Consider the following 23,998-nt stretch of genomic DNA (forward strand, 5'->3'; position numbering starts at 1 on the left):
AAATTTCAAAAACTATCGAAAAAACGACCCATTTCATCGAGATGTCAAGAAAAGTGTTTGTATATGAATTAAAATGAGAGAGCGTTTAAGTACCGAGGTAAATACTATTGACAAAAACAGTTCACAAACCCATTGGTTTAGCACTAGGAGGGGGCGGAGTAAAAGGCCTAGCTCATATAGCCCTACTCAAAAAACTGGATGACCTCAATATAAAACCTGTGCATATTGCTGGTACAAGTATGGGAGCTATATTAGGTGCACTGTATGCAGCAGGATTATCTGGCTTAGAAATTGAGGAGCGAGTGCGCTCTCATATCATATCGTCTAAAGATGGTTTTAAAAAGGCGTATGCCAAGCGCAAGCAACTTGTGAAATGGGTGAAGGTATTTGCATTGGAAAAATCGCGAGGCGGTTTATTTACGGCAGAGGGTTTGTTTGAACATCTGTTCACTGAAATTCTAGACCTTGATTTCTCTGACTTAAAAATTCCGTTTTCTGCCATTGCATGTGATTTTCACAGTGGTCAAGAAGTAGTACTTTCTTCTGGCTCTGTACTAAATTGTGTTAGAGCAAGTATGGCCGTGCCTGGTGTCTTCGCGCCAGTAGAAATCAACGGCAAACTACTAGTAGATGGAGGCGTCATCAATAATGTGCCATGTGATAGAGTTACACAGGAAGGCAGACAAGTTATAGCCAGCGATGTCATAAGTTTATCTCAAAACCAAAACCCCAGCTCAACACAGGTTATGTCTGGCGCAATGGCAATTATGTTACGAGCTGCGACAGGGAATAAGTTTTCAATCGCCCCACCTGATTTTATTTTCCAGCCCAATACAAGTGAGATAGATGTATTTAACTTTCATAAAATCCGTCACATTTTAGAACTTGGGGATAAAGCAATTCAAGCAGCCGCTCCGAAACTGGAAGCACTTATTGTTAGATAAAGTAGCCCTTACACTTTTACCTCGTAGTTAAGTTTAGCTTCATCTCCGGTAATACCACGAAAACCCCAACAGTGTGCAGGCTGCTCCTTAATAGTAATTTCGATATCTACAGGAGAAATGCCGACATCACTTTCAATACGAGTAAAAAGGGTTTTAATTAATTTTTTCTGCGTATCCTTTTCCCGTCCCATCATCATATTAATCTCGATTACGGTATAAGCATCGCTGCGGTCGCTGGGATAATAAAAATTATCCTTCTCAACACCAATGAAACGATGGGCCCGCTTACTTTCTGGCATACCGAGTACAGACATCATACAAGCATGTATCGTATCTGAAAGAGCAGCTTTAATTGGATCGAGCTTTTCTTTGATTCCGTATATGACTATCAAGAAATATCTCCTAAGTAACGTGTTGCCCAAGCAGCAATAACATTAGCAACATAAGCCGCATCCTGCTTGCTCGTTAATAGATGGTCCGCACCGCTGAGACTAACAAAGCTCTTAGGGTGCCTTGCAGCTGTATAGATTTTCTCCGCCTCTTTTATGGATACAGTTTTATCAGAAGGCGAGTGAAAAACTAATAATGCGCGTTTCAAACTAGCGATATGTTCAGCATCAACAGAAGTTCGAATATCATCGAGAAACTGTTTTTTTATAGTAAAAGTTCTGCCAGCTAAGGTGACATCAGCTTCACCCTGCTCTTCTATTAAATTAATATCGCACATAAATTGTGCCGCAACATGCTCAGGATCTGCCGGAGAACCTATTGTTACTACACCTTTTGTTTCAGCTATATGATGGGCTGCAGCTAGCACTGCTGTGCCCCCTAAACTGTGACCAACTAACAGACTAGGCGCTTTATAATTAGCACGCAAAAAGTTTGCGGCAGCAATGAGGTCACCCACATTTGAAGAAAAATTAGTATTGGAGAAATCACCATCACTGCCTCCTAAACCTGTGAAATCAAAACGTAGAACTGCATAATCACTAGCCACCAAGGAACGTGCAATCCGTGAAGCTGCGGGAATATCCTTGCCACAAGTAAAACAGTGAGCCATTAACACAAAGGCATTTGCCTCATTGTCGGGTATTTCCAACAAACCGGCCAACTCATCGCCCAGCTGCCCTTCAAAAGTTAATTTATGTCGTTTTGGCATAGCCCTATTCCTCAATGTCTATCGGATATTTTTGTCACTTTCACAGCGCCTAGATCAAAGCGATTAATAGGCCCGTTCTTACCACCGTTGTCAGTATACGCAATATTAGATTCTAGATAACTCATATTTATGAAATCGGCTAATTGTAATTGGTATTTACCTTCAGGAATAGTCACGATAAAAGGTGTTGAATATGCCCAAAACTGTGCATGATCGGATACTTTACTATGTGGCATTTGCACAACCCCTGAAGCAATTACTGTATTGCTCTGATCCAACAATCTGATTGACTTAACACCATTAGTAATGCCTAGGTTTATTGCGTTGGAATGATTGCGATATTTAATTTGAAAGCCATATTCACCGCCAGAGTTAATATTTATTTCGCTAACTTCCATAGTATCATTTGCACCTCCCCAGTCATTTATTATGCTTTTCTCAGAACTATCAATATTGATCTTGGATGACTTATCTTGTGTTAAGCTAACCCGTGGGTCATTAATAGCTATCTGCTCTGAATAACCCAAACAAACCGGAATACTGTGATGTGAGCTTGTTCCAGACGCGAGAAAACGTGTACTAACGCTATAACAAGCAGAACCATCATAATGCAATAGATCATCAGCTTCTAACCGATTATTTTGTTCAACGACACCGATTTTCTCACCATTACGATACATATGATAATTGACAAGTTCTTTATTTTTGTTATCTATGATGGAAAAATTTACACGATGATCAGCCGATGTTTTTTTATTTGTAATTTGTTTATTTATAGTTTCTGCATTTATAGTTACTTCCCTTGGTGCAAACAATCTGGAATTTTCGGTCTCGTAAGGGCTTCCAGTCACATGAGTTATTTTTTGCCCATCGTCAATCCATGCACCTAATTGTACAATTACTTTATTAGATTTTCGCAATTCCTGCCACAATACCTCACCATTAATTGTCTTGCCATTTAACAATATGTGTTCAATGGGATAATAGCCTTGGTTATTTGAAATAGCTGGAAGTTTTATTTCTATATTAATATTCTTATTATTTAAGATTAAATCATGTAATTTAATAGTATCGCTTTCAGAAAAATATTCTTTTCGCATAAACGTAGTAATAAATGGTTGAAAACTAATACCCATATTTGTTGTTCTAACGCCAAATAATGAGTTTATCACCATATTTAAATAACCTGCTACAGACCATAGCTGGCGTTTTGAATTAATAACTGGGCCTGATAATCCTGGATTAACTTCATCTAATAATAGTGGCAAGCCTGATAACCATTCAAAATTTTCCATATTCGAAAGGTTTAATGCTGCACTTCGAATAAGCGTATTATATGCTTGGTCAGCAACACGACTGTTTTTTACTAAGGTAGCAGCTTGCAAACCATAAGCAGTAACAAAAGGCCATATAGCTCGATTGTGATAAATTGGTATGTCTGGTTGCTGTGGAAAAATAACTGGAGCCCCCATAGGGCCATGAGGATAATTTTCTAAGGATTTACGGGCACGATCATTATTCGCAATACCAGAAATAATCGCAAGAGAGATACTCAACCAATCATATTTATATAGCGCCGTACCATCAAAATGACCCGTTATCATACTACTGTAAATACCCTGCTCTGCAAGCCAAAAATACTTATTGATATTACTCTTTAAGTCCAGAGCCCAATCATTATATTTTATACTACTAACATGATCATTCTGTTCAGAGGCTAGTCTTGACGCTAGCATCAACGCCGAATAATGACCTACGTTGGTCGATAATGATTTCGAGGAACCAATGCTCGCAATATCATCAGTAATCCACATAGGGTAGCTCTGTTCACGCCAATCTAAAAATGACTGTTCACCTTTATATAATCCATCGCGCCCGTCAAATGCAGCAATACGATCAATCTCTATGGTATTGAGAAGCGCTTGATAAGCCTTATGACTGAAATAGTCTCGTTCCTCTGGCGGTAGATACTTCAATAATGCATTAGCACCAAAAGCCCAGCTAACACGATCCGTGCTTATCGGCCAGCTCCCTCCAGAACCCGTATCTTGCACAATTTGCAAGCCCTCTTTTGAACCAGGTATATGATTCGCTTTTTTTACACCATCGCGATACTTTGACAATTTAAATTCTAGCGAATTACGTGCACGCCCAGGGTCAAGCATAGCTAAACTTAAATGAGACGCATAAGATACATCTCTCGTCCAAACGTAATTCCATTTTTCTCCTGTTTCAAAACACTCACATGGTATATCTTTACCACTATTGTAATTACTATCGCGAATATCAGATACGCTATTTAAGCGCATCTCATTCATAGCAAGAGCAAAGAGCGCATCAAACTGAAGGCTACCAGAACGTACACGAGGATAGCCTTTTAACTCACTATAATTAGTATGTTGAACAATAGGGTCTCGTAAAATTTGTGACGTACTATGGCTGTAGTGTCGAAATTTCTCATTGATATTATCAACGGAAAAAATAACCTGTTGTACTTTATTATCCCAAGTAGTAATTTCTTTAGTTTCAACAAAAGTCTTATCTTTGTGCGGCTGAACAACTTCTTTTTCAAGGTCTGCTATTTTAGATATTAATAGACCTGCTTTATCGGCTGAAGAAAAATCAACAGTAAATAAGTAACGACCACCTTCACGTACAAATAAGAAGCTTCCATCTCCATTGCTATTAAGGAGTGAGTATTGGCGATTGAGTACAATAGATGAGCCATTACTATTCGACACCAACCACTGTTTTTTCCAATCATTAGAAGCTAGCTTAAATTCATGATTTCCTGGCGCAATAAGGGCTGTGACTTGGTATATATCGCCATTTTTATGAACAAATGGATTATCTACACCCCAACCATTAAAACCACCACGTAAGTACAATTTGGGCTTTTGGTTTTCGTAAGAAACTTTAGGCTTAGCAGGTTGTACATCATCTTTTGAAAAGTCTAAAGTTTCTCTTTTCTTATCAATGAGCGTTTGTTTAGCAGAAGATGCAGCAGGATTAACTTTGATAGTCTTCTTTGTAACTTTTCCTTTTTCTCTCTCACGTTCTTGAATAACTGTGTCAGTCTTAGTAACTGATTTTTTTGTTATTGCAAGATTAGCTTGGCCTGCTCCGCCTTGCTTTTTATCCACTAAAGGCACTTGTAAATTTTTATTTTCTTCGGCTTTTTCTATACCTGGCAAACCCTTCACCACAGGTTTTTTATCTAAGTCCTTTTGCTCAACTAGAGGTTGGTTAGGTTTAGCTTTACGAGCCGGCACCCCTGTACTAGTATTTACTGAGCTTTCCTGACTATCATCTACCACGGGATAGTTATGGCAGGCCACTAAAAATAGCGTTGATAGTGTTAACATCCCAAATTGAAGGAAACTTATCTTGTTCATTACCTTTATATATCCACTACTAAATATGATTTATTTTAGCAAGCTATAGGTTAAAATGCCGTGAAGAATCTATATTCAGCATCTCTTACTAAAATGGTAGAGAAAACGGAACACTAATAAACGCAAATGTCGCAAAAAACAACATAAAAACACCGATCAACTGTTAGTTTATAAAATCTGTTTTCGCGGTAATCAAATCAGGAGTATATTGAACTTTTTATAGAAAAATAAAAAAGTAAGGCCATATCATAAAGCCTAAAGTTACCTCTATTTATTAGATGCTACTCTCCACTGTCTTAATAGAACTAGAATAACACTCGGAACTCACATAAAAAGAAACCTTTATGAATTCCATGAAAGAAGCTTACATACATAAAAAAGGATTATATGAATAAATACTACTTATTTATATTAGTACTTACCTTCGGAGGTTGCTACCACGCGGAATCTAATAACGTTGTCAAATCTAGCCTCCCTAGTGCAACGCTAAATACTGTCTTAAATACTAAGAAGTGGAATCATGGCGCGGCCGATTGTTCTAATGATACTAATCCTGCCTTTGAAATTTTCCGCTATGATGATATCAGTTATATATTACGACAAAATAAGTGTCTCACCTTCGAAGCTCCATTCATATACCTTTTATTCGGGGCTGATAAAACGCTCCTACTTGATACTGGGGCAATTAAAGATGAAACAAAAGCTCCTTTGTTCTCATTAGTTACATCCCTGGTCGAGGAATTAGTTAACAATGGTAAATTAACAAGTAATGAAATATTGGTCATTCACTCTCACAGCCACAATGATCATAAGGCTGGTGATGTTCAATTTTCAAAGCGAGAGCATGTTACTTTAGTTGCGGCTAATAACCAAGCTGTGGTTAATTATTTCGGTTTCGAGAAATGGCCTCAAGGTCAATCTTATATTGATTTAGGCAACCGAAAGATAACTGTTATTCCGACACCAGGGCACCAAGAAGAAGCTATTAGCCTTTACGATGAACATACCAAATGGCTGCTTACTGGTGATACTTTATATCCAGGCTATATCTATATAAAAAACTGGAAAGATTATCGCGCAAGTATTAATCGTTTATCTGAGTTTTCAAAAACACACGAAGTGAGTTATATCTTAGGATCCCACATAGAAATGAAGACAAAAGCTGGCGAATATTATCCAATAGGCACTACTTTTCAGCCTGACGAGGCTCCACTAGCATTGCCCCCTTATAGCTTAACTGTACTAAATACTGCTTTACAAGAAGCTAATAAACCCAAAAAAATAATATTGGACAATTTTATTATCGCACCATTAAGTACTTTTCAGAAAGTTATAGGCAGCATACTAAAATGGTTTTCGAGTGAGTAATACTTTGCTATTACCTATTGTTTTATATATATGTAAATAGAAAAACATTGTTATATTTAAAAAAACCAATATATAGAAAACTAAAACTCTATCTTTCGACTCTTTTAGATATCAAGTTAGTAGCGGCTACTAAGACCTTATAATTAAAGGCCATGACACTCGCCCAACTATAGCTGTAACAAATGCTCATGTTGATATTGATGTTGCGGAAATTACCATAGGAATTAAAAATGACCGTATTAGTTCTGACGGTGAGATATTTTCAGAAGCCAAGAGAAGGTTTATCCTACTTTTAATATGTCCTCGAAAAAATTTCTGCACAATACCTGCAACAGATTACAGAACAAAGACCAAGAAGGCTTTCCAAGTCACAAGAAGCCCATTAGTTGACATAAATTGTGAGTAACGCTCTTATAATTTCTAGGTCAAGTAATGTACACAACAATTGTATTCTTTCGAAAAACATTCTCTGACAATTGCCAATCAACTAAGGAGTAATCTAGGGCCTGTTCACACTAATTTAGGCGACACATGAAATCATGATGGATGTCTTCAAAACCGAGGGACTACGACCTGTTAACACTTATTTAATTGCTCCTGTTGCACCTACTCTTTGCTTGAAGTGTTTGAGTTTAGATGGTTTACCATTGCAGGCTACCAGAGTATCGCAACGATGGCTTACTTATCGATATGAGAATAAAGACAAAAACCAGCGATTAATTGAACACATAGCGCCCACTTGATTATTTTTTAGCCGAATAGAAAGCTCATACAATGGTATTATGTGATGATGACGCGAAAAAGTTTAAATATAAGAGCAGAACAACTACCATTAGCTAAAATTTTACAAAGTGGCACTTGGTTAGCTGGCCGTAACCTTGCAAAGCTAAAACGCGCTGATGGTGGCCCTCCACTATCGATTCAAAGTGACGGAACTATATTTTAGGGTCTGTTTACAGCCCTTGAAAAGCTGGAGTAAAAATGACAAAGCTCGTAAATGTGGTTAAACACCCTTTAGTACAACATAAGCTCTCCATCATGAGAGAAAAACAAACCAAATCACCATTGTTTAGGTCATTATTAAATGACGTAAGTAAGTTGCTCGCCTATGAAGTCACTCATAATATGCCACTTACTCATAAGGAAATAGAAACCCCTCTTACCAGCACTTCAGCACCGTATCTTGAATGCCAAGAAATTTGTTTAGTATCTATATTACGCGCGGGTAATGGCCTACTGTCTGGAATGCTTGAATTAATTCCAGAAGCCAGGGTTGGCCATGTCGGCTTATACCGAGACCCCACAACACACGAAGCTGTGGAATACTACTTTAAAATGCCTCCACAAATAGAGGAATGCGATACGATTGTAGTAGATCCTATGCTCGCTACAGGCCACAGTGCAGTTGCTGCTATGGATCGTATAAAATCCATTAACCCAAAATCATTAAAGTTCGTTTGCCTACTAGCAGCGCCGGAGGGTATCGACTATTTTCATGAACATCATCCAGATATACCAATATACACAGCAGCAGTAGACGAGTGCCTTAATGAACGAAAATATATTATCCCAGGGTTAGGAGACGCTGGTGATAGAATGTATGGAACCCAGTAAATATTCGAAAAAAACTGATTTTATCTAAGGATTAACCCCTCTCATAAATAATTACTAGCGTCCTGTCTATTTAGGCAGGATTGCACTGTCAGAGCATAGAATTTTCCTCAATACCACATCTTATACCTCACCATTGAGTATTTGCCTGTGACTACCACTTCTAACCACTATAGTAGTAATGATCTGGAATAAGCCCGGTTTACATAATTCTTTAATTTCCATGGGTTATTAGCCAGACTAATCAAGTTTGATATCGGTATTACCGTTAGCTTTGTATATAGCGTATGACGGTATTTTTTAAATTAAGTAAATAACGACTAAATTTGCTGTTACTAGCCACTAACAAATAAATTTCTCTTCGGTAAAAAAATCATATAAATAAAATTATTTTTTGTTAGGGAAAGTATTTTTAATGATAATCTCACAATATATTAGAAACATCTCATGATTATTTTTGAATGTCATTTAAAAACCTTTTTGAACAACAAAAAAAATAGTAATTTAAATTAACGAGCTTAAATATTTGTATAAAAACATTTAAAACTAAAAACAATTGAAACGATATTTTCATACTTTTTAGAAATTAAGCGCTAATCGTTATAAACAATATTCGGTTAAGTTAGTAAGTTCTAAACTTGCATATGTGAATTTCATCAATGAAACAACTGATTAATTAGAATTAAATGAGCCTGCTTTGGGTAATCAACACAAGCAGTCTTTTTCTGCACATGAAGTGCAAAAATAAAAACACACAAAACATACTTTAAACAGACCTTCACACATACTCACAATTGTAGGAGATGAATAATGCCTATTAAAAAGTTAGCTGCATTATGCACGCTAGTGATGCTATCTAACACATCCCTAGCTCGGGATATTTATGTAGCTAAAAATGGTAACGATAATTCTTCTGGTACATTGAACAGCCCCTATTTAACTTTGAAGAAAGCTGCTGCAGTAGCTAGAGCTGGCGATGTGGTAAATATTCGCGCAGGAACATATGAGGAAATTCTTAAACCTACTAATTCAGGGGCAAGTGGTAGACCAATTATTTTTCAGTCCTACAGAAATGAAAAAGTCGTTGTCAGTGCAATGCAGGCGCTTAGCAATTGGACAATAGACTCAGGCTCTATTTACATGACTCAAGTAGATTGGGACATGGGACAAGATAACTTTGTGATGCAAAACAATGTTGCAATGGATCTCGCACGTTGGCCAAACAATACCGATGGCGATCCCTTTACACAAAATACTGTACGTAATACTGGTGGTAGCGGTTCGTCTGTTTCTAACAATGCATATTTAGATTACGGCCCAGGTATCCCTAACATTGATTGGTCAAAGGGAGGCTCAATACATTTTTATGGTGATAAACCAGGATCAGGCTGGATTGCTTGGCGTTCGTTTATTAATTGGAACAATAGAAACCGTTTGAGTTTTCATTTGAATAAAAACCCCGATTGGATACGTACATTCCATGCGCCTGCCGATAGAGGTGATTTTTTCTTACAAGGTGTCAAGGGTGCTCTGGACTATCAAAATGAATGGTATTTTGATAGATCGACAAAAACTCTCTATGTTCAATTACCCAATGGTGCCGCGCCTAAAAATGGTCAGGTAAAAATGCGACGACGCAATGTAACCATAGACTTGCATAATCGCAATCACATACAAATCAAAAACCTTGCGGTTTTCGGCGGAGCAATAAATGTTACTGGATCAGCATCAAATAATTTACTAAGTGGCGTCTCCAGTTTTTATGGTAGCTATTCTTTAGGTGTCGTTTCTGGATTTTTGGCCGGTAGTCAAAGCGTTAAAATGGAAGGCTCTAATAATACTATTGAAAAATCCGAAATAGCCTTTGGCTCTGGCAGCGGCGTTTTCGATAGTGGTAATGGAAATAAAATATTGAATTCTTACATTCATGACTTTAATTTTATCGGCAGTTATGATGCTGCGCTCATGGTTCGGGGTGGAAAGAATACACTAGTAAAAGGCAATAATATTTCCCGCGCAGGGCGAGATACTATTCAAGCATTTAACAACGGCAGTGAATTTTCATACAACGATGTATCCTTTAGTAACTTAATTGTTGATGATTGCGCATTATTTTATACAGTAGGTGGCCCACATAATATTGAGATCCACCACAACTGGTTCCATGATGCATACTCAAGTGGCAGTAAAACAAAAGCAGCCGGAATCTATCTCGATAACGATGCCGAAGCCTTTAAGGTACACCATAATGTTGTTTGGAATACCGAATGGAGTAATATCCAAATTAACTGGGATGGCAAAGACATTGATATCTTTAACAATACTTTGGTAGATGGCTCACAGGCAATGGGAGCTTGGCATAAAGCGGGAACATCATTTACTAATGTAAAAGTATGGAATAATTTGTCTGACAATAATAAATGGGAACCTCAGTCTAACAAACAAAATAATTTAACATACAGTACTAATCCTTTTGTTAATAAAGCGGCAGGGAATTTTCGTCTGAAGGCGAATTCACGACCCATTGACTATGGACGTACAATTTCAGGGATAACAAATGGCCATTCCGGTTCAAGACCCGATGCTGGAGCCTATGAGTATGGTGGCAATAATTGGGTAGCCGGGATTAACTGGGATCCAAAGAAAGGCGCAGCAGGACGTTGCTATAACTTACCAGGGGAAAGCTGTTCAGGCGGCAGTAATGGTGGTGGTAACAACGGCGGCACAAGAACGTCTATCCCAGGAAAAATTCAAGCCGAGAATTACAGTAATTACTATGATACGACTAACGGTAATGCAGGCGGACAATATCGTAACGATAACGTCGATATCCAAACAACAACAGATAACGGCGGTGGCTACAACGTTGGTTGGACAGCTGCTAATGAGTGGCTAGAATTTCCTATCAATGTTTCGCAGTCCGGTGTCTATCGAGCAGATCTACGTGTTGCCTCAGCTCCTGGTAACGGTATGTTCACTATTGAAATCGATGGTGTAGCCAAGGGTAATGCCCTAAGCGTTGCTAGCACAGGTGGATGGCAATCATGGACAACATTATCGACCTCCTTAGGTCAGCTAAGTGCTGGAAATCATACACTACGTGTGCAAATGCAAGCCGGCAACTTCAATCTTAATTGGATAGAGCTGGTACGTACTGGTAGTGGTCTCGGTCTAGATCAATGTAATACAACACAGCAGTGTAAAAACATATTCGGCAATCGAGCCACTGACTGCAAAAACAGTTGGAGTGACAGGAGCGTGTGTATGTGTGGCACATCTCGCTGCGATACACAGTAATATTTATACTCTCTAGACTTTATAGTCAGCCCTATAAGCCTTGTTGCTTATAGGGCTTTTTTATGAATGGAGATATTAGAAATTACAGACCAGCAAACCGTTTGCCCCATAGAACTGCATTAGATTTTGAAGGCTTAAGAGGAATGTTACATGAGCAGATTAGTGAAGCGATAGCAAAACCAACACCGACTAAAAAAACAGCTTTTGTTGACACCACCCATACCATTCCTAATAGAGCGGGGATAACAACCGCCGCGATATGATTAATGGTAAAACTCACACTTGCGGTTGAAGCGATGTCTTCTTGATTAGCAACCTTTTGAAAATAAGTAGAAACAGCAATAGCTAACGCAAAAAACATATGGTCAATAACATAAAGTGAAGCAGCAAAGGTTGCATTTTCAACAAATGCATAACCTAAAAATACACATATCAAACCTGTATATTCGAAAATAAGTGCTCTCCTCTCACCTATAACACCTATTAATTTACCGATGCGGCTAGCAAAGAAAAAATTGAATAAATAGTTCACAATAAAGAGTGTGCTAATGTCGGCAACCGAGTAGCCAAATTTCTCAACCATCATAAAGCCGGCAAAAACCACAAATATTTGGCGACGAGCACCACTCAAAAAAACCAAGGTGTAATACAACCAATAGCGTCGTTTAAGTAGTAACTGTTTTTTTTGACCAACACCTATTTGAAAAAGAGGGAATTTTTGAAAGATAAGCAAAGAAGCAATGACACCAATGGTGCCGATGACAAAGTACACCCAAACGTAATCCACACCTAATAGCTCCATACATACAAATATGCTTGCATAAGCGGCTAATGAAGCGACAGCTTTTACCGATAAGGATTTACCTAAAAAATAGGGAGCCTCCTCTTTACTCAACCATTGGAGTGTCAATGACTTATTCATGGTCTCAAAGTAATGAAAGCCTATCGACATAATAACCGTAGTAAAATACAGGCCATATTCAAAAGGTAAGAAACCTGTCATAGCGACGCCTAGGCACATGACTCCCAGTGACAACACTGCAAACACCTGTTCTTTAAGTATTAGCAATACAAATACTGCGGTAAATGCTAGAAAGCCAGGAATTTCTCGAACACTTTGCAGAATGCCAATTTCGACACCAGTAAAGCTTGCCCGCTCGACAACAAAATTGTTTAGCAAAACCTGCCACGTGGCGAAACAAAAAGACATAATGAAGACCATCGCCAAAAGCATAATATCAGGTCTTTGCCAATAAACACTATGTTTTCTGGGTGAGAGAGCATCAGATTCGGGAGAGGCCAAAATATATACCTATAAGATGATAGAGAAACAGCGACTATTATTTACGAAAGCGATTAACAAAAAAGATACTAAAAAGAATACTCAGCGCTCTGCCGTAACAAGTTTGAGTGCTAAGCCTACAAATACCACTCCTGCCACACGATTAAGAATTTGCTGCGCCCTTTCAGAACGGCGCAGCCATCCTCCTAGAGAACCCGCCACTACAGCAATAGAACTGAAAGTAAACAGTGCTACCACCATAAATATAACACCGAGGAAAATAATTTGAGGCATCAATGGGCCTGCATTCACATTAGTAAACTGAGGCAGAAATGCGAGAAAAAAAACTGCTACTTTAGGGTTTGTAATATTCATGATAAAGCCACGCAAATAAAGTCTCGCTAAGCCTAGGGAAGCAGAATTCTTCAGGTCGATTTCTTCTTTACCTGCTTTAAATGATAACCATGCAAGATAGAGTAAATAGGCGGCACCTAAGACTTTTAAAATGCTGAAGGCAAGTGGTGAAGATTGAAATATAGCGACAACCCCCAAGGCAACAGCTGCTGTATGTAAAACAAGCCCAGAACACAGGCCAAGCGTAATAAATACACCAGCAACACGCCCATTGACAGCAGCTTGAGTCAGTACAAAAATGTTATCTGGCCCTGGTACCAAAGCAAGTAAGAAAGATGCTGTTATAAAACCTAATAAAACTTCTACTGCTATCATGGTTAGGGCCTGTTATTACGATTATTTTTTGAGTCGATCTTCCCAAAATTTTGCATTCTTAATTTCTAACTTTTGAGGGTCAAAAGTGAAATTGGATACCCCTGCTTTTTTCTGCTGCTCATAATCTTTTAAGGCTTTTATCGCAGGACGGCCAACAAAGAAAATAATCAGAATACCTATAATATTGAGCCAAGCCATAAGACCGACACCAATATCACCCAAGCCCCAAGCTAAATCAGCGGTTTTTACAGCACCATAAAAAGTTGAGGCCATTAAACCTACTTTTAAGAACGCTGCTAAGCCTGGAATATTGGCAGATCGACGTAAATACGCTACGTTTGTTTCGGCAATATAGTAGTAAGCCAAGATTGTCGTAAAAGCAAAAAATGTAAGGGCAAAGGCCACAAAAATATTGCCAATTCCGGGAAACACACTTTCAATAGCGAGTTGAGTATATGCAGGGCTATTCGCCGCAACCTCCGCCGCAACGTTTTGCACAAGTAAAGTACCTTCCGCGCTACCGTGTACATTATATGCTCCGGTAATCAAAATCATAAAGGCTGTCGCAGAACATACAAATAGGGTATCGACATATACAGAGAAAGCCTGTACTAAACCTTGCTGAGAGGGATGCGCTACTTCGGCAGCGGCACTAGCGTGAGGTGCTGTGCCTTGGCCTGCCTCATTGGAATAAACACCACGCTTCACGCCCCAACCTATAGCGGCTCCAACACCCGCCATAGGGGAAAAAGCATCTCCAAGAATCATCATGATAACACCGGGCAACTTGTCAAAATTCAGCATAATGATGATTAATGCAATAATGATGTAAGCCATGGCCATAAACGGCACAACAATTTCGGTAAACTTCGCGATCCGCTTAACACCTCCGAAGATAATAAAGCCGAGCACAATCACAACGAAGCTACCTACAACCAATTTAGTAAAGCTGATCGCCCCCATAGATGTTTCGATTATCTCGCCTTCACCTATAGCTTGCGCAATACCATTGCCGATACTGTTTGATTGAATACCCGGCAACAATAGTCCTGTTGCGATAATCGTCGCAATGGCGAAAATCCATGCGTACCATTTTTGGCCCATTGCCTTTTCCATAAAATATGCCGGGCCACCGCGATATTGTCCTTCATATTCTTCTTTGTATATTTGCCCTAGCGTACACTCAACATAAGAAGTTGCAGCACCAAGAAACGCCACTACCCACATCCAAAAAATAGCTCCTGGCCCACCAAAGCCAATGGCGGCTGCAACACCAGCAATATTGCCAGTACCTACTCGCCCAGACAGAGACATGGTAAGCGCCTGGAAGGGCGATACCCCTTCTTTCGAACTCTCTCCTGAGAACAGTAAACGACACATCTCTTTAAAATGACGAACCTGAGCAAAGCGTGTCAGTACCGAGAAAAACAGGCCTGCGCCAAGGCACAAATAAATGAGTGCAGGACTCCATATAATCCCGTTGAGAAAGTTGACAATATCTTGCATGTATAGCGCCTTATTGGTTATAGGTTTCTAGCGTTTAAGTATATCGAAGTTAAAACGAATATGCTGCCAGCAACCTCCGCCTTATGCGAAATCTAATTCGGCGAAAACACAAAAAAGATACGATAATGAAAGACAATTTCGTCTTGATACCGCTATACTCCGCCAAATTATGGGGCAAAAAATATGAAGAAACTTTTAATTCTGACAACAGGCGGCACCATCGATAAAGTATATTTTGATGCAAAAAGCCAGTATGAAGTAGGTGAACCAGTTGTCTCCTCTGTACTCAAGGCAATGAACGTATCATTCGATTTTGAGGTCGAAGCTATTTGTAAGAAAGACAGTCTAGAACTAGACGATAGCGACCGAGCACAGATTGCTGAAAAAATCAGCAATAGCAATGCCAGCCATATTCTTATTACCCACGGCACCGATACCATGAGCGATACGGCTAATTATCTGCCGAAGCAAACACAGAAAGTTATTGTTTTTACAGGGGCAATGCAACCTGCAATCTTTAAAGAAACAGATGGTATTTTTAATATTGGCACTGCACTTGGCGTACTCAGTAGCTCTGAACCGGGTGTATATATCGCAATGAATGGCCGTAGGTTTGATGTCGACAACGTATTTAAAAACTACGAAACCAAAAGATTCGAAACCAAAGACAATATGTGAGGAAAGTAGTGGCACACGATTTAACGATTAATGATGGCAGCAAAGCTCAAAAATACGACGATGTCATTCCCCAAATCGAAGCACTTATTAGCGACGAGAAAGATATTACCGCTAATCTTGCCAATACCGCTGCTGCCCTTTGGCAAACTTTTGGCTTCTTTTGGATTGGTTTCTATCGCGTGGATGGTGACGAACTTGTGCTCGGCCCATTCCAGGGGCCTGTCGCCTGTACACGTATCGCTTTTGGCAAAGGTGTATGCGGTAAGTCCTGGCAAGACAATACTACAGTCATTGTCGAAGATGTAGATGCATTTCCCGGACATATAGCCTGCTCTTCTCTGAGTCGCTCAGAAATTGTAGTACCAGTGCGTAACAGTAATGGAGAAGTGGCCTACATCCTGGATATCGACTCAGATCAACTGGCTTCTTTTGATCAGCAAGACCAACAATATCTTGAAAAAATAGTAGATATTTTAGCCAATCGATTACAATAAGAAAGGGACGCAGCCCTATGAAGCCAGATTAAAAGCCTACAGCTGTGCTATTTGCTGCTCTTTAAAGAAAGCCTCTGAACGATGCTCAAGTTCTTCATTACTGACATCTTCAATATGAGTTGCCAATGTCCAGATATGGCCGAAGGGGTCTCTCAATGTGCCAGCTCGGTCACCATAAAAATGGTTCTCAACGGGCCTTAGCTCTTCAGCACCAGCGGCCAGTGCACGAGCAAACATGGTATCAACATCATCGGTATATATAATTAGGCTCACACTAGAGCCACCCAACGCTTGAGGGCCAAAGAAACCAATATCCGGACACTCTTCAGCCAACATCACTTGAGTATTTTCTATCTTGATTGCAGCATGACCAATTTTGCCATCAGGGGTAGGCATATGTTGCAGTTCTTCAGCACCAAACGCTTCGCGGTAAAAGGCAATTGCTGCCCACGCATTGCGAATAAGTAAATAAGGTGTCACCGAACCAAAACCCTCAGGTATCGCCGATACAGCCATGTGTAGCCCCCTTGAAACCCTCACCATCTCACACCCTAGATTAGACTAAAGCAGTTATTAGAATATAAGAGATGGTACTAGATATAACTTTTACAAAATCAAGACAAAAACTCTCTACCCTATTTATATTTTTACCATATTTCCTTGGCTCAGTATGTTATACAGTCAATTTTTTAGAGCTTTAATACAGTTTCGTGACATGAGTCTCGTAAAAAACAAGCTTCTAGACAATTAAGGACAAACCCAGGGTTATCGCTCCAGCAAGAAAATCATCAATTAATAAAATGCATACAACGACAAATGATGTAAAAATACATCGAAGTAATGACAGAGAGATTAATAGTAGAGGCAAGATCGCTCTTATCCGTTAATAACCTTAAAGCCTAATTTCGGTATAGAGCAATCTCTTCGAACAAATAAACAGCAAGGCGGAAAAGTGGACAACATTCTGACAACTATAATAAAAATCGCGAAAACGACAAGCTTAGTAAAGTTAATACTCATTGGTATCATTGCTGGCCTATGCCTCGCGTCAGTATCGCCGTCTGCGGGAATAGCCGTAGGATTGTTAGGCCAGCTCTTTGTCGGTGGCCTCAAAGCTGTGGCTCCCATCTTGGTATTCATACTGGTAACAGCTTCGATCACCAACCACAAGCCGGGCAACGATACTCACATGCGCCCCATCATACTGCTCTATTTTATCGGTACGTTTTTAGCTTCGTTTACCGCCGTAGTGGCAAGTTTTTTATTTCCTACAGAACTGGTTTTAGCTGTATCACAAAGCGATGCTAACCCTCCTCAGGGTGTTGGCCAGGTGCTGCATACATTGTTGTTCAAAATTGTCGATAACCCAATCAACGCCCTAAGCAGTGGTAATTATATTGGTATTCTTGCTTGGGCTATAGGCCTAGGCATTACGCTACGACACGCCAATGAGTCCACCAAGCAAAACCTAAGCGATTTATCTCATGCTGTAACAACAATTGTGAAATTTATTATCCGTCTGGCCCCCATCGGGATTTTTGGTTTAGTAGCATCAGTTGTTGCAAGCACGGGCTTTAAGGCGTTATGGGGATATGCTCAGTTACTAACTGTATTACTAGGCTGTATGCTCTTTATTGCTTTAATTATTAATCCGCTCATTGTGTTTTGGAAGATTAGAATTAACCCCTACCCTTTAGTATTGCGCTGTCTGCGTGAAAGTGGCATCACCGCCTTTTTTACACGCAGCTCTGCGGCCAATATACCCGTCAATATGGCTTTGGCAGAAAAACTAGAATTGCATGAAGACACATATTCGGTCTCCATACCTCTGGGAGCAACAGTCAACATGGCAGGTGCGGCTATTACCATTACAGTTTTAACACTGGCGGCAGTGCACACTCTGGGGATAGAAACTGACTTTGCCACGGCATTACTTTTAAGCCTTGTGGCGGCAGTATCTGCTTGTGGAGCCTCAGGCGTTGCTGGCGGTTCCCTTTTACTGATCCCTTTAGCCTGCGGACTGTTTGGAATTTCCAATGATGTGGCAATGCAAGTAGTGGCAGTTGGATTTATTATCGGCGTTTTACAGGATTCAGCAGAAACAGCCTTAAATAGCTCAACTGACGTTATATTTACCGCAGCCGCATGTAAAGCTAAGGCATAAAAAATACAGATATGGATTATCTATTGATTTTTGTCGATACTCTTACTGGAACAGCTGCATGGGTATGGCGAAATATTATTTTTGAAGTCCCTATTGTTGAAAACTATTTTTGGGGCCTAACTATTATTTCTTTAGCTGTATGGAGTGCTGAAATATTATTTCCATGGCGTAGCGACCAAAAGCTTATGCGTCATAACTTTTGGCAAGATGCTTGGTATATGTATTTCAATTTTTTTATTTTTAGCATCATGATAAGTGGTATCTATCAAGTATTGAGCCATATGTTTAATAGGCTTGGCATAGAGACAGATTCACTAACAATAATCGATTTATCTTCGCTACCATTAATCTTACAACTGCTAGTATTTTTTATTCTGCTAGATCTTCTACAGTGGTGCACACATGTTTGCTTACACCGCTTCCAAATACTATGGCGTTTTCATCAGCTGCACCATGACACAAAACAGATGGGTTTTGCTGCTCATTTACGTTATCACTGGATGGAAAACATTTTATACAAACCAATGAAGACATTAGGTGTTATGGTATTGGGCGGTTTTGAACCAGAGCATGCTTATATTATACACTTTGCATCAATTGTTATTGGCCACTTAAACCATGCGAATTTACGCTTAAGTTATGGGCCATTTAAATATATATTTAACAATCCTGTTATGCACCTTTATCACCATGCATACCATCTTCCTCAACAACACCACCATGGTATTAACTTTGGTATCAGTTTAAGTATTTGGGATTACATTTTTAAAACAGCTTATATTCCTGAATCTTCAGGCCGAGTTGTGCTCGGATTTAACGGCGATGACAATATCCCTACATCATTCTGGCGACAACTTTTCTGGGGATTTAAGAAATAAAACTCAAGCAGTTATCTCAACACTTTACTTTAAAAGATTTACCTTAAAGTTTCATCTCAAGCATTTATCTTAACATTTACTCCAACAATACTAATAATATAACTATGACTATAAGTACTGCATTAACTGAATATACACGAGACAATAAAATCAATATTACAGGGATACTTATTACTTTTATTATGTCTGCTGTGAGTATTTATTTACAATATGATATTGAAATAGAATTAGATGTAATATCAAACTTTAACTCTACAACTACACTAAGTGAAAAAGTAGAACATCGTCTTACTTTTATTAACTCGGGAAATAGATCCATCGCTATCGAGAGCGTCAGTGTCGACATAAAAAAACCCAATGGACAAATAGTAAACTCTGAACTCGATATTATTCAACCTTTTGTTTTAGATGCGAAAATGATGAAAGTAATAGACCTCAATCATATACTTATTAATAAAGATGTTTCGGGATTTCACGCAACGGCCATCAGCTTTTCAGTAATTGATGCAACCGCTAACATTCATAGGTCTAGCTTTGATTTAGGCGTATTGAATATCGGTGGTAAGTATAACGATGGTAGTTTGAGATACCCATCCTATCGCTTTAATCTTATAAAAAATACAAAGCAACTTATAGAGTAGACAGATAAAATAGGACACTGTTTCTTCATTTCTATTAACCCAGTAGATAACTACACTGGGTTAATACTTGTGAAGCTAAATACAAAAAGTAAATAAGCCTTTAAACTAATGTATGTATTAGTTTAAGCAACGCGCGTTTCAAGATAATCGATAATATCATTGGATTCGTACATCCAACGAACATGATTACCTTCTTCAATTCGTAAACAAGGTACCATAACCCGCCCACCGTTACTTGCCAGCTCATTACGATATTCTACATTATCACCAATATCACGAATATCCATATTAACATTGAGTTTAAATATTGCACGACGGGTTTTAATACAGAAAGGGCAGCCGTGAAGTTGATACAAAGACAATCCTTCCATTAACCCCTGTGCATGAGCCTGTTCCTCAGGGCTACGTTCAATAGGTTTTGGCCGCGTCATTTTATCAATTCCGACAATGACAGCCCCCAAACCTTTCCTAACAATTTTTAACAACACAATAATCACATCTCTATAAAATGTTAAAAAAATACTAATGGCCACACTTACAATGTGGATTCAGTATTTTATAGATAATCAGCACTAGTATACCCAGCAATAGACCCTTGAGTAGAAAAGTAGTTTCAGCTGCTTTCTAATATTCAAATTTTACCTTCAGAAAGCCTGCTCAGGATAAATACTATGTTTGATATATTACGTTTTTTCTAGACAACTTTAAATATCAGATTATTACAAATGTATAACGAATCGTATGAAGAAAAGGGCCGAAAATGTCGACCCTTTTGTACCAAGTAAACACATTGCTCAAGAAAAAATCAGCGCTCTAACATTTGTCGAGCATTCTTATTTCACCCTGTGAATAGGCAATAAGAAGATTAATTCTCTACACAACTACTAGGAGCATTAAAGTTACCACTGTGAGCACCTTGCATACCGAATGCTATGGAGGCGCCTGGTCTTAACGGATAGATGCTATTAGCAATAATAGTATTGCCCGATACAGTCACAGTGGCATTCCATGCATTAACAATGGAAATAGCGGTATTTACTGGAATTCTTACCGACCAGTTATTTATTGTGTCAGTACCGGTATTGGTTACTTCGATATTATTCAACACAAAACCACTATTCCAAATATTGGTGCCACCCAATTCGCAGCTCACGCCTGCGGGTGCGGGATCTACTACTGATACGCTGATAGAATCAGTAATTGTTGTGTTGTTGATGCGTAGCTCTATAGTGTGAGCTCCCGCAGCAAGTGGCCCTACTTCAACCGAACTGCCGCTGACAACACCTTGGCTTACTCCATCTACATACAAAGAAATATCTTTCTGCGTGTTACTAGAAAAACTGACCGTTATCACTTCATTACTGAAGAATTGCTGATTATTTTGTGGTTGGCCAATGCTCACTGTTTCAGCAGAAATATTAACTGAGACGGTAGCGACATTAGACACTAAACCATCATCATCAGTAGCAGTGTAAGTGAAACTATCCAAACCATTAGCCGTTGCATCAGCAATATAAGTGGCTGTATTACCCATCACTGTTGCACTACCTTGCTGAGGCGCGTCGACAATAGTGTAGGATGCGATAGAGCCATCTGCATCACTAGCACTTAAGGTAACTTGCGAACTTGATCCCGCCAAGGTTTGTATGGATACATCTGCGGCTGTTGGTGCACAGCTATTTGAACAAGAACCCAGTTTTGATGAATTTTCTTGAATATAAGTGGCTACCCATACCAGAGGTGCATTCCAGTTAATCGTATTTTCCTTAGAACACCATGCACTAGGCGCTGTATCAGGTGCGGCATAACCTTTGGCTGTAGCGACATTAAGTGGGGTAGAACTCTCACCGACACAACTATTGCTATTAGTCATGGGGCCACCACTTACCCAACCTTTCGGATAACTGATACCATTATTAATATAATATCCCCAGGCAAGACGATCATGAGTATCGGATTCGTTGAATTCTCCGTAACCGGTAATATAAGAGAGTTTCATGGAGTTATTACCCATCAAATAATCCATCGACTGTAACAGCCCATTTAGATATTTGTTATCTCCGCTAATTTGATGAGCGTAAGCCATAACAATCATGCGGTTTAATACGGTCGAATTCGATCCCCAATCATAACTAACAGGGTCATAAGGCGTTGGATAACCATTATTATTTAAAATATCTAAGAAATTATCTGCCGCAGTAATTATATTACTTCTTAACATGTTTACCTGTGCCGCTGATAAACCACTATCTTCAGCTGCAATTAGCGATAAAGTCGCAGAACCATCAACTTGTATCCAACCGAAATCGGCGATCTCACCAAAATGCTCACTGCTTGTTACTGTAGATTTATAGCTAGCTTCAGCGTTGTCTGATAAAGCTCTAGCAGTCAAATACATTTCCACTGCTGCTGCATAGCGATCATCTAGATAACTTCTATCCGCATATGGCCCGCCACCTTGTTCACCAACAATGGTCCACAGTGTTAAAGGCAGATTACTTGCTCGGTCAAAAGCATCCTTTGCAGCACGCCAAAGTTCATTCGCTTTTGCAGCATTGTAGGGTTGAATAAGGCGTGCAATATGAGCACTTGTTCTGGCCACGGCATATGTCGCGTTGGTAGAAGGCGGACGCACATGACGCGGCGTCGTATTTTCTGATGGGATGCTCGCCTCTGTTAAAGGGAAGCCACTCCAAGTGGTGTTATGTGCCTTGTGAGAAGCAAGAAGATTAGTATTTTTTGGTAACATACCTGGCATAAAAGTAGAGCCAAATACAACTTCATCGAGAATATCTGGTATACCATTACCACTTTCAGGAATATTCAAGCTATTATCTGCAAAGCGGCTTTTATCCGCTTCATACAAGTTAAGTAAAGTCCAAGCAGAAATGGCATGGTTAACAGCATATATTCCAAAATCGCCCGCATCAGCCCAGGAATCCTTCACATCAAATACTTCTCCAGCACACCAATCTTGGTAGCAAGGTAAAGCATCATCACCTGGATGTAATGCCGCACGCGCCCATGCAGGCTCGCTCACATGCTGTTCTAAAATAGGCTCACCCATACGATGCAAATAAAAGTATTCCATAGCTTCTGCTGGTAAATCAGGATAGAGACTATCACTAATATCAAATGCAACACTCTCCCCTTCACCTTGCACCCATAAACGATAGCTACCAGGAACACTATAAGAGGAAAAATCTACTTTATGCACATTATCCTGAGAAGCTCTGTCTAAACCATAAACGCTCGTATTGCCAGATAAAACAACGGTAGAACCTTGACGTAACTCCCAAGAAACCGATTGTGAAGCTGAAGTAATAACCGTCGCCACTTTATTTGCTAAAGGCAAATAGCCAATCTGATTAACACGAACATCACGAGTATCAACTGCAGACCAAACAGATGCAGAACTTAAAGGCAGTAGTAATGTAGCAGCGATTAAACTACCCGCTTTTTTCTTAAATTTGTGTATCATTTTATGTGACACCTTGAATTAATGTTATGGGGTTGGAGGCCACACATTAAATCCAAGATGGAAGACATTAGCGTTCATAACGATGCGTTCACAAACACTTTCTTTTATCGAAACTTTTAGATTTAAGTTTTTGCGTTAATACAAACTTAGTAGAATTTCACATAGTTTATTTTTTAGCTTAAAAAAGAATAAAAATAAGAAGAAATTAATTCACTGCGACACAGTTAGCAAATATAAAAATAAGAGTGGATAAAATGGCACGCTTATTATCTATTTTAAAAATAGATAATAAAATAAAAAAACCTCATTACATTTAAGACTGTACACATTATATCAAATAATTTTCCAGTTTATATGACATAAGTGTAATT

20 protein-coding genes are annotated in these 23,998 nt (G+C 39.2%); 11 read left to right on the forward strand and 9 right to left on the reverse strand.

Translation table 11 applies throughout. The annotated features are described in order from the left end of the window. Nucleotides 1–107: 107 nt before the first annotated feature. Nucleotides 108–944 carry a patatin-like phospholipase family protein gene (locus BVC89_RS27200; protein ID WP_158658155.1) on the forward strand — a complete coding sequence of 279 codons (837 nt, stop codon included), beginning with the start codon at nt 108–110 and terminating at the stop codon, nt 942–944. 8 nt (nt 945–952) lie between these two features. On the opposite strand, the gene BVC89_RS27205 is transcribed toward BVC89_RS27200, so the two are convergent. From BVC89_RS27205 to BVC89_RS27215, 3 genes are read right to left on the reverse strand one after another with little or no spacing between them, the layout of a single operon-like run. Continuing rightward, nucleotides 953–1,336: a tautomerase family protein gene (locus tag BVC89_RS27205; protein WP_086934232.1), complete on the reverse strand. Its 384-nt coding sequence runs from the start codon at nt 1,334–1,336 to the stop codon at nt 953–955. Further along, nucleotides 1,333–2,103 carry an alpha/beta hydrolase family protein gene (locus BVC89_RS27210; protein WP_086934233.1) on the reverse strand — a complete coding sequence of 257 codons (771 nt, stop codon included), beginning with the start codon at nt 2,101–2,103 and terminating at the stop codon, nt 1,333–1,335. The genes BVC89_RS27205 and BVC89_RS27210 overlap by 4 nt, the downstream gene beginning before the upstream one ends. Nucleotides 2,104–2,114: 11 nt before the next feature. Beyond that, entirely contained in the window at nt 2,115–5,498 is a 3,384-nt protein-coding gene (locus tag BVC89_RS27215; RefSeq protein WP_158658156.1) for an esterase, read from the reverse strand. Nucleotides 5,499–5,885: 387 nt separating this feature from the next. Here BVC89_RS27215 and BVC89_RS27220 point away from each other — a divergent pair, with 387 nt between their 5' ends. The 5 genes from BVC89_RS27220 (at nt 5,886) to BVC89_RS27240 (ending at nt 11,774) form a co-directional block, all read left to right on the forward strand. Then, nucleotides 5,886–6,866: an MBL fold metallo-hydrolase gene (locus BVC89_RS27220; RefSeq protein ID WP_086934235.1), complete on the forward strand. Its 981-nt coding sequence runs from the start codon at nt 5,886–5,888 to the stop codon at nt 6,864–6,866. Nucleotides 6,867–7,008: 142 nt separating this feature from the next. Next, on the forward strand, nt 7,009–7,272 hold the full coding sequence (locus BVC89_RS30825) for a hypothetical protein (RefSeq protein WP_425428403.1): 264 nt from the start codon (nt 7,009–7,011) through the stop codon (nt 7,270–7,272). A 381-nt stretch (nt 7,273–7,653) separates the two neighbouring features. Next, nucleotides 7,654–7,812, forward strand: a complete 159-nt coding sequence (locus BVC89_RS27230; protein ID WP_086934237.1) for a DUF1688 family protein — start codon at nt 7,654–7,656, stop codon at nt 7,810–7,812. Between the two features lie 35 nt (nt 7,813–7,847). Further along, complete coding sequence (gene upp / locus BVC89_RS27235; protein WP_086934238.1) at nt 7,848–8,480, forward strand: uracil phosphoribosyltransferase; 633 nt, start codon at nt 7,848–7,850, stop codon at nt 8,478–8,480. An 807-nt stretch (nt 8,481–9,287) separates the two neighbouring features. Then, nucleotides 9,288–11,774, forward strand: coding sequence for a carbohydrate-binding protein (locus BVC89_RS27240; protein WP_216825056.1), 2,487 nt, complete (start codon nt 9,288–9,290; stop codon nt 11,772–11,774). Between the two features lie 82 nt (nt 11,775–11,856). Here the strand turns inward: BVC89_RS27240 and BVC89_RS27245 are convergent, their stop codons facing one another. The 3 genes from BVC89_RS27245 to BVC89_RS27255 all read right to left on the reverse strand — a co-directional run bounded on the left by BVC89_RS27245 (nt 11,857) and on the right by BVC89_RS27255 (nt 15,291). Further along, nucleotides 11,857–13,008, reverse strand: coding sequence for an MFS transporter (locus BVC89_RS27245; protein WP_086934774.1), 1,152 nt, complete (start codon nt 13,006–13,008; stop codon nt 11,857–11,859). 150 nt (nt 13,009–13,158) lie between these two features. After that, nucleotides 13,159–13,785 carry a LysE family translocator gene (locus BVC89_RS27250; RefSeq protein ID WP_086934239.1) on the reverse strand — a complete coding sequence of 209 codons (627 nt, stop codon included), beginning with the start codon at nt 13,783–13,785 and terminating at the stop codon, nt 13,159–13,161. 21 nt (nt 13,786–13,806) lie between these two features. Beyond that, nucleotides 13,807–15,291 (reverse strand): alanine/glycine:cation symporter family protein, encoded by a 1,485-nt coding sequence (locus BVC89_RS27255; RefSeq protein ID WP_086934240.1) that lies wholly within the window; start codon nt 15,289–15,291, stop codon nt 13,807–13,809. A 183-nt stretch (nt 15,292–15,474) separates the two neighbouring features. Between BVC89_RS27255 and BVC89_RS27260 the strand changes: the two genes are divergently transcribed. Both BVC89_RS27260 and BVC89_RS27265 read left to right on the forward strand, forming a co-directional pair. Next, a complete protein-coding gene (locus BVC89_RS27260) occupies nt 15,475–15,969 on the forward strand; it encodes an asparaginase domain-containing protein (protein ID WP_086934241.1) in 495 nt (164 codons plus the stop codon). 8 nt (nt 15,970–15,977) lie between these two features. After that, nucleotides 15,978–16,463 carry a GAF domain-containing protein gene (locus BVC89_RS27265; RefSeq protein ID WP_086934242.1) on the forward strand — a complete coding sequence of 162 codons (486 nt, stop codon included), beginning with the start codon at nt 15,978–15,980 and terminating at the stop codon, nt 16,461–16,463. 36 nt (nt 16,464–16,499) lie between these two features. Here the strand turns inward: BVC89_RS27265 and BVC89_RS27270 are convergent, their stop codons facing one another. Beyond that, entirely contained in the window at nt 16,500–16,979 is a 480-nt protein-coding gene (locus BVC89_RS27270) for a VOC family protein (RefSeq protein WP_086934243.1), read from the reverse strand. 436 nt (nt 16,980–17,415) lie between these two features. Here BVC89_RS27270 and sstT point away from each other — a divergent pair, with 436 nt between their 5' ends. From sstT to BVC89_RS27285, 3 genes are all read left to right on the forward strand, one after another. After that, entirely contained in the window at nt 17,416–18,627 is a 1,212-nt protein-coding gene (sstT, locus tag BVC89_RS27275) for a serine/threonine transporter SstT (RefSeq protein WP_086934244.1), read from the forward strand. An 11-nt stretch (nt 18,628–18,638) separates the two neighbouring features. Beyond that, entirely contained in the window at nt 18,639–19,505 is an 867-nt protein-coding gene (locus BVC89_RS27280) for a sterol desaturase family protein (RefSeq protein WP_086934245.1), read from the forward strand. 104 nt (nt 19,506–19,609) lie between these two features. Further along, nucleotides 19,610–20,146, forward strand: coding sequence for a hypothetical protein (locus tag BVC89_RS27285; protein WP_158658157.1), 537 nt, complete (start codon nt 19,610–19,612; stop codon nt 20,144–20,146). Between the two features lie 122 nt (nt 20,147–20,268). On the opposite strand, the gene BVC89_RS27290 is transcribed toward BVC89_RS27285, so the two are convergent. Together BVC89_RS27290 and BVC89_RS27295 are read right to left on the reverse strand one after the other, a co-directional pair. After that, nucleotides 20,269–20,634, reverse strand: a complete 366-nt coding sequence (locus BVC89_RS27290) for a glutaredoxin family protein (protein ID WP_086934775.1) — start codon at nt 20,632–20,634, stop codon at nt 20,269–20,271. A 377-nt stretch (nt 20,635–21,011) separates the two neighbouring features. Continuing rightward, complete coding sequence (locus BVC89_RS27295) at nt 21,012–23,627, reverse strand: glycoside hydrolase family 9 protein (protein WP_086934247.1); 2,616 nt, start codon at nt 23,625–23,627, stop codon at nt 21,012–21,014. Nucleotides 23,628–23,998: the final 371 nt, after the last annotated feature.

Source organism: Agarilytica rhodophyticola (assembly GCF_002157225.2).
Taxonomy (GTDB): Bacteria; Pseudomonadota; Gammaproteobacteria; order Pseudomonadales; family Cellvibrionaceae; genus Agarilytica; species Agarilytica rhodophyticola.

Excerpts from the sequence above, each read along its gene's own strand:
- BVC89_RS27240 (WP_216825056.1), top strand. The coding sequence starts at position 9,288 with ATGCCTATTAAAAAGTTAGCTGCATTATGCACGCTAGTGATGCTATCT.
- BVC89_RS27245 (WP_086934774.1), bottom strand. The coding sequence starts at position 13,008 with ATGCTTTTGGCGATGGTCTTCATTATGTCTTTTTGTTTCGCCACGTGG.
- BVC89_RS27215 (WP_158658156.1), bottom strand. The coding sequence starts at position 5,498 with ATGAACAAGATAAGTTTCCTTCAATTTGGGATGTTAACACTATCAACG.
- BVC89_RS27210 (WP_086934233.1), bottom strand. The coding sequence starts at position 2,103 with ATGCCAAAACGACATAAATTAACTTTTGAAGGGCAGCTGGGCGATGAG.
- BVC89_RS27220 (WP_086934235.1), top strand. The coding sequence starts at position 5,886 with ATGAATAAATACTACTTATTTATATTAGTACTTACCTTCGGAGGTTGC.
- upp (WP_086934238.1), top strand. The coding sequence starts at position 7,848 with ATGACAAAGCTCGTAAATGTGGTTAAACACCCTTTAGTACAACATAAG.
- BVC89_RS27250 (WP_086934239.1), bottom strand. The coding sequence starts at position 13,785 with ATGATAGCAGTAGAAGTTTTATTAGGTTTTATAACAGCATCTTTCTTA.
- BVC89_RS27280 (WP_086934245.1), top strand. The coding sequence starts at position 18,639 with ATGGATTATCTATTGATTTTTGTCGATACTCTTACTGGAACAGCTGCA.
- BVC89_RS27270 (WP_086934243.1), bottom strand. The coding sequence starts at position 16,979 with ATGGCTGTATCGGCGATACCTGAGGGTTTTGGTTCGGTGACACCTTAT.
- BVC89_RS27295 (WP_086934247.1), bottom strand. The coding sequence starts at position 23,627 with ATGATACACAAATTTAAGAAAAAAGCGGGTAGTTTAATCGCTGCTACA.
- BVC89_RS27255 (WP_086934240.1), bottom strand. The coding sequence starts at position 15,291 with ATGCAAGATATTGTCAACTTTCTCAACGGGATTATATGGAGTCCTGCA.
- BVC89_RS27230 (WP_086934237.1), top strand. The coding sequence starts at position 7,654 with ATGATGACGCGAAAAAGTTTAAATATAAGAGCAGAACAACTACCATTA.
- BVC89_RS27285 (WP_158658157.1), top strand. The coding sequence starts at position 19,610 with ATGACTATAAGTACTGCATTAACTGAATATACACGAGACAATAAAATC.
- BVC89_RS27260 (WP_086934241.1), top strand. The coding sequence starts at position 15,475 with ATGAAGAAACTTTTAATTCTGACAACAGGCGGCACCATCGATAAAGTA.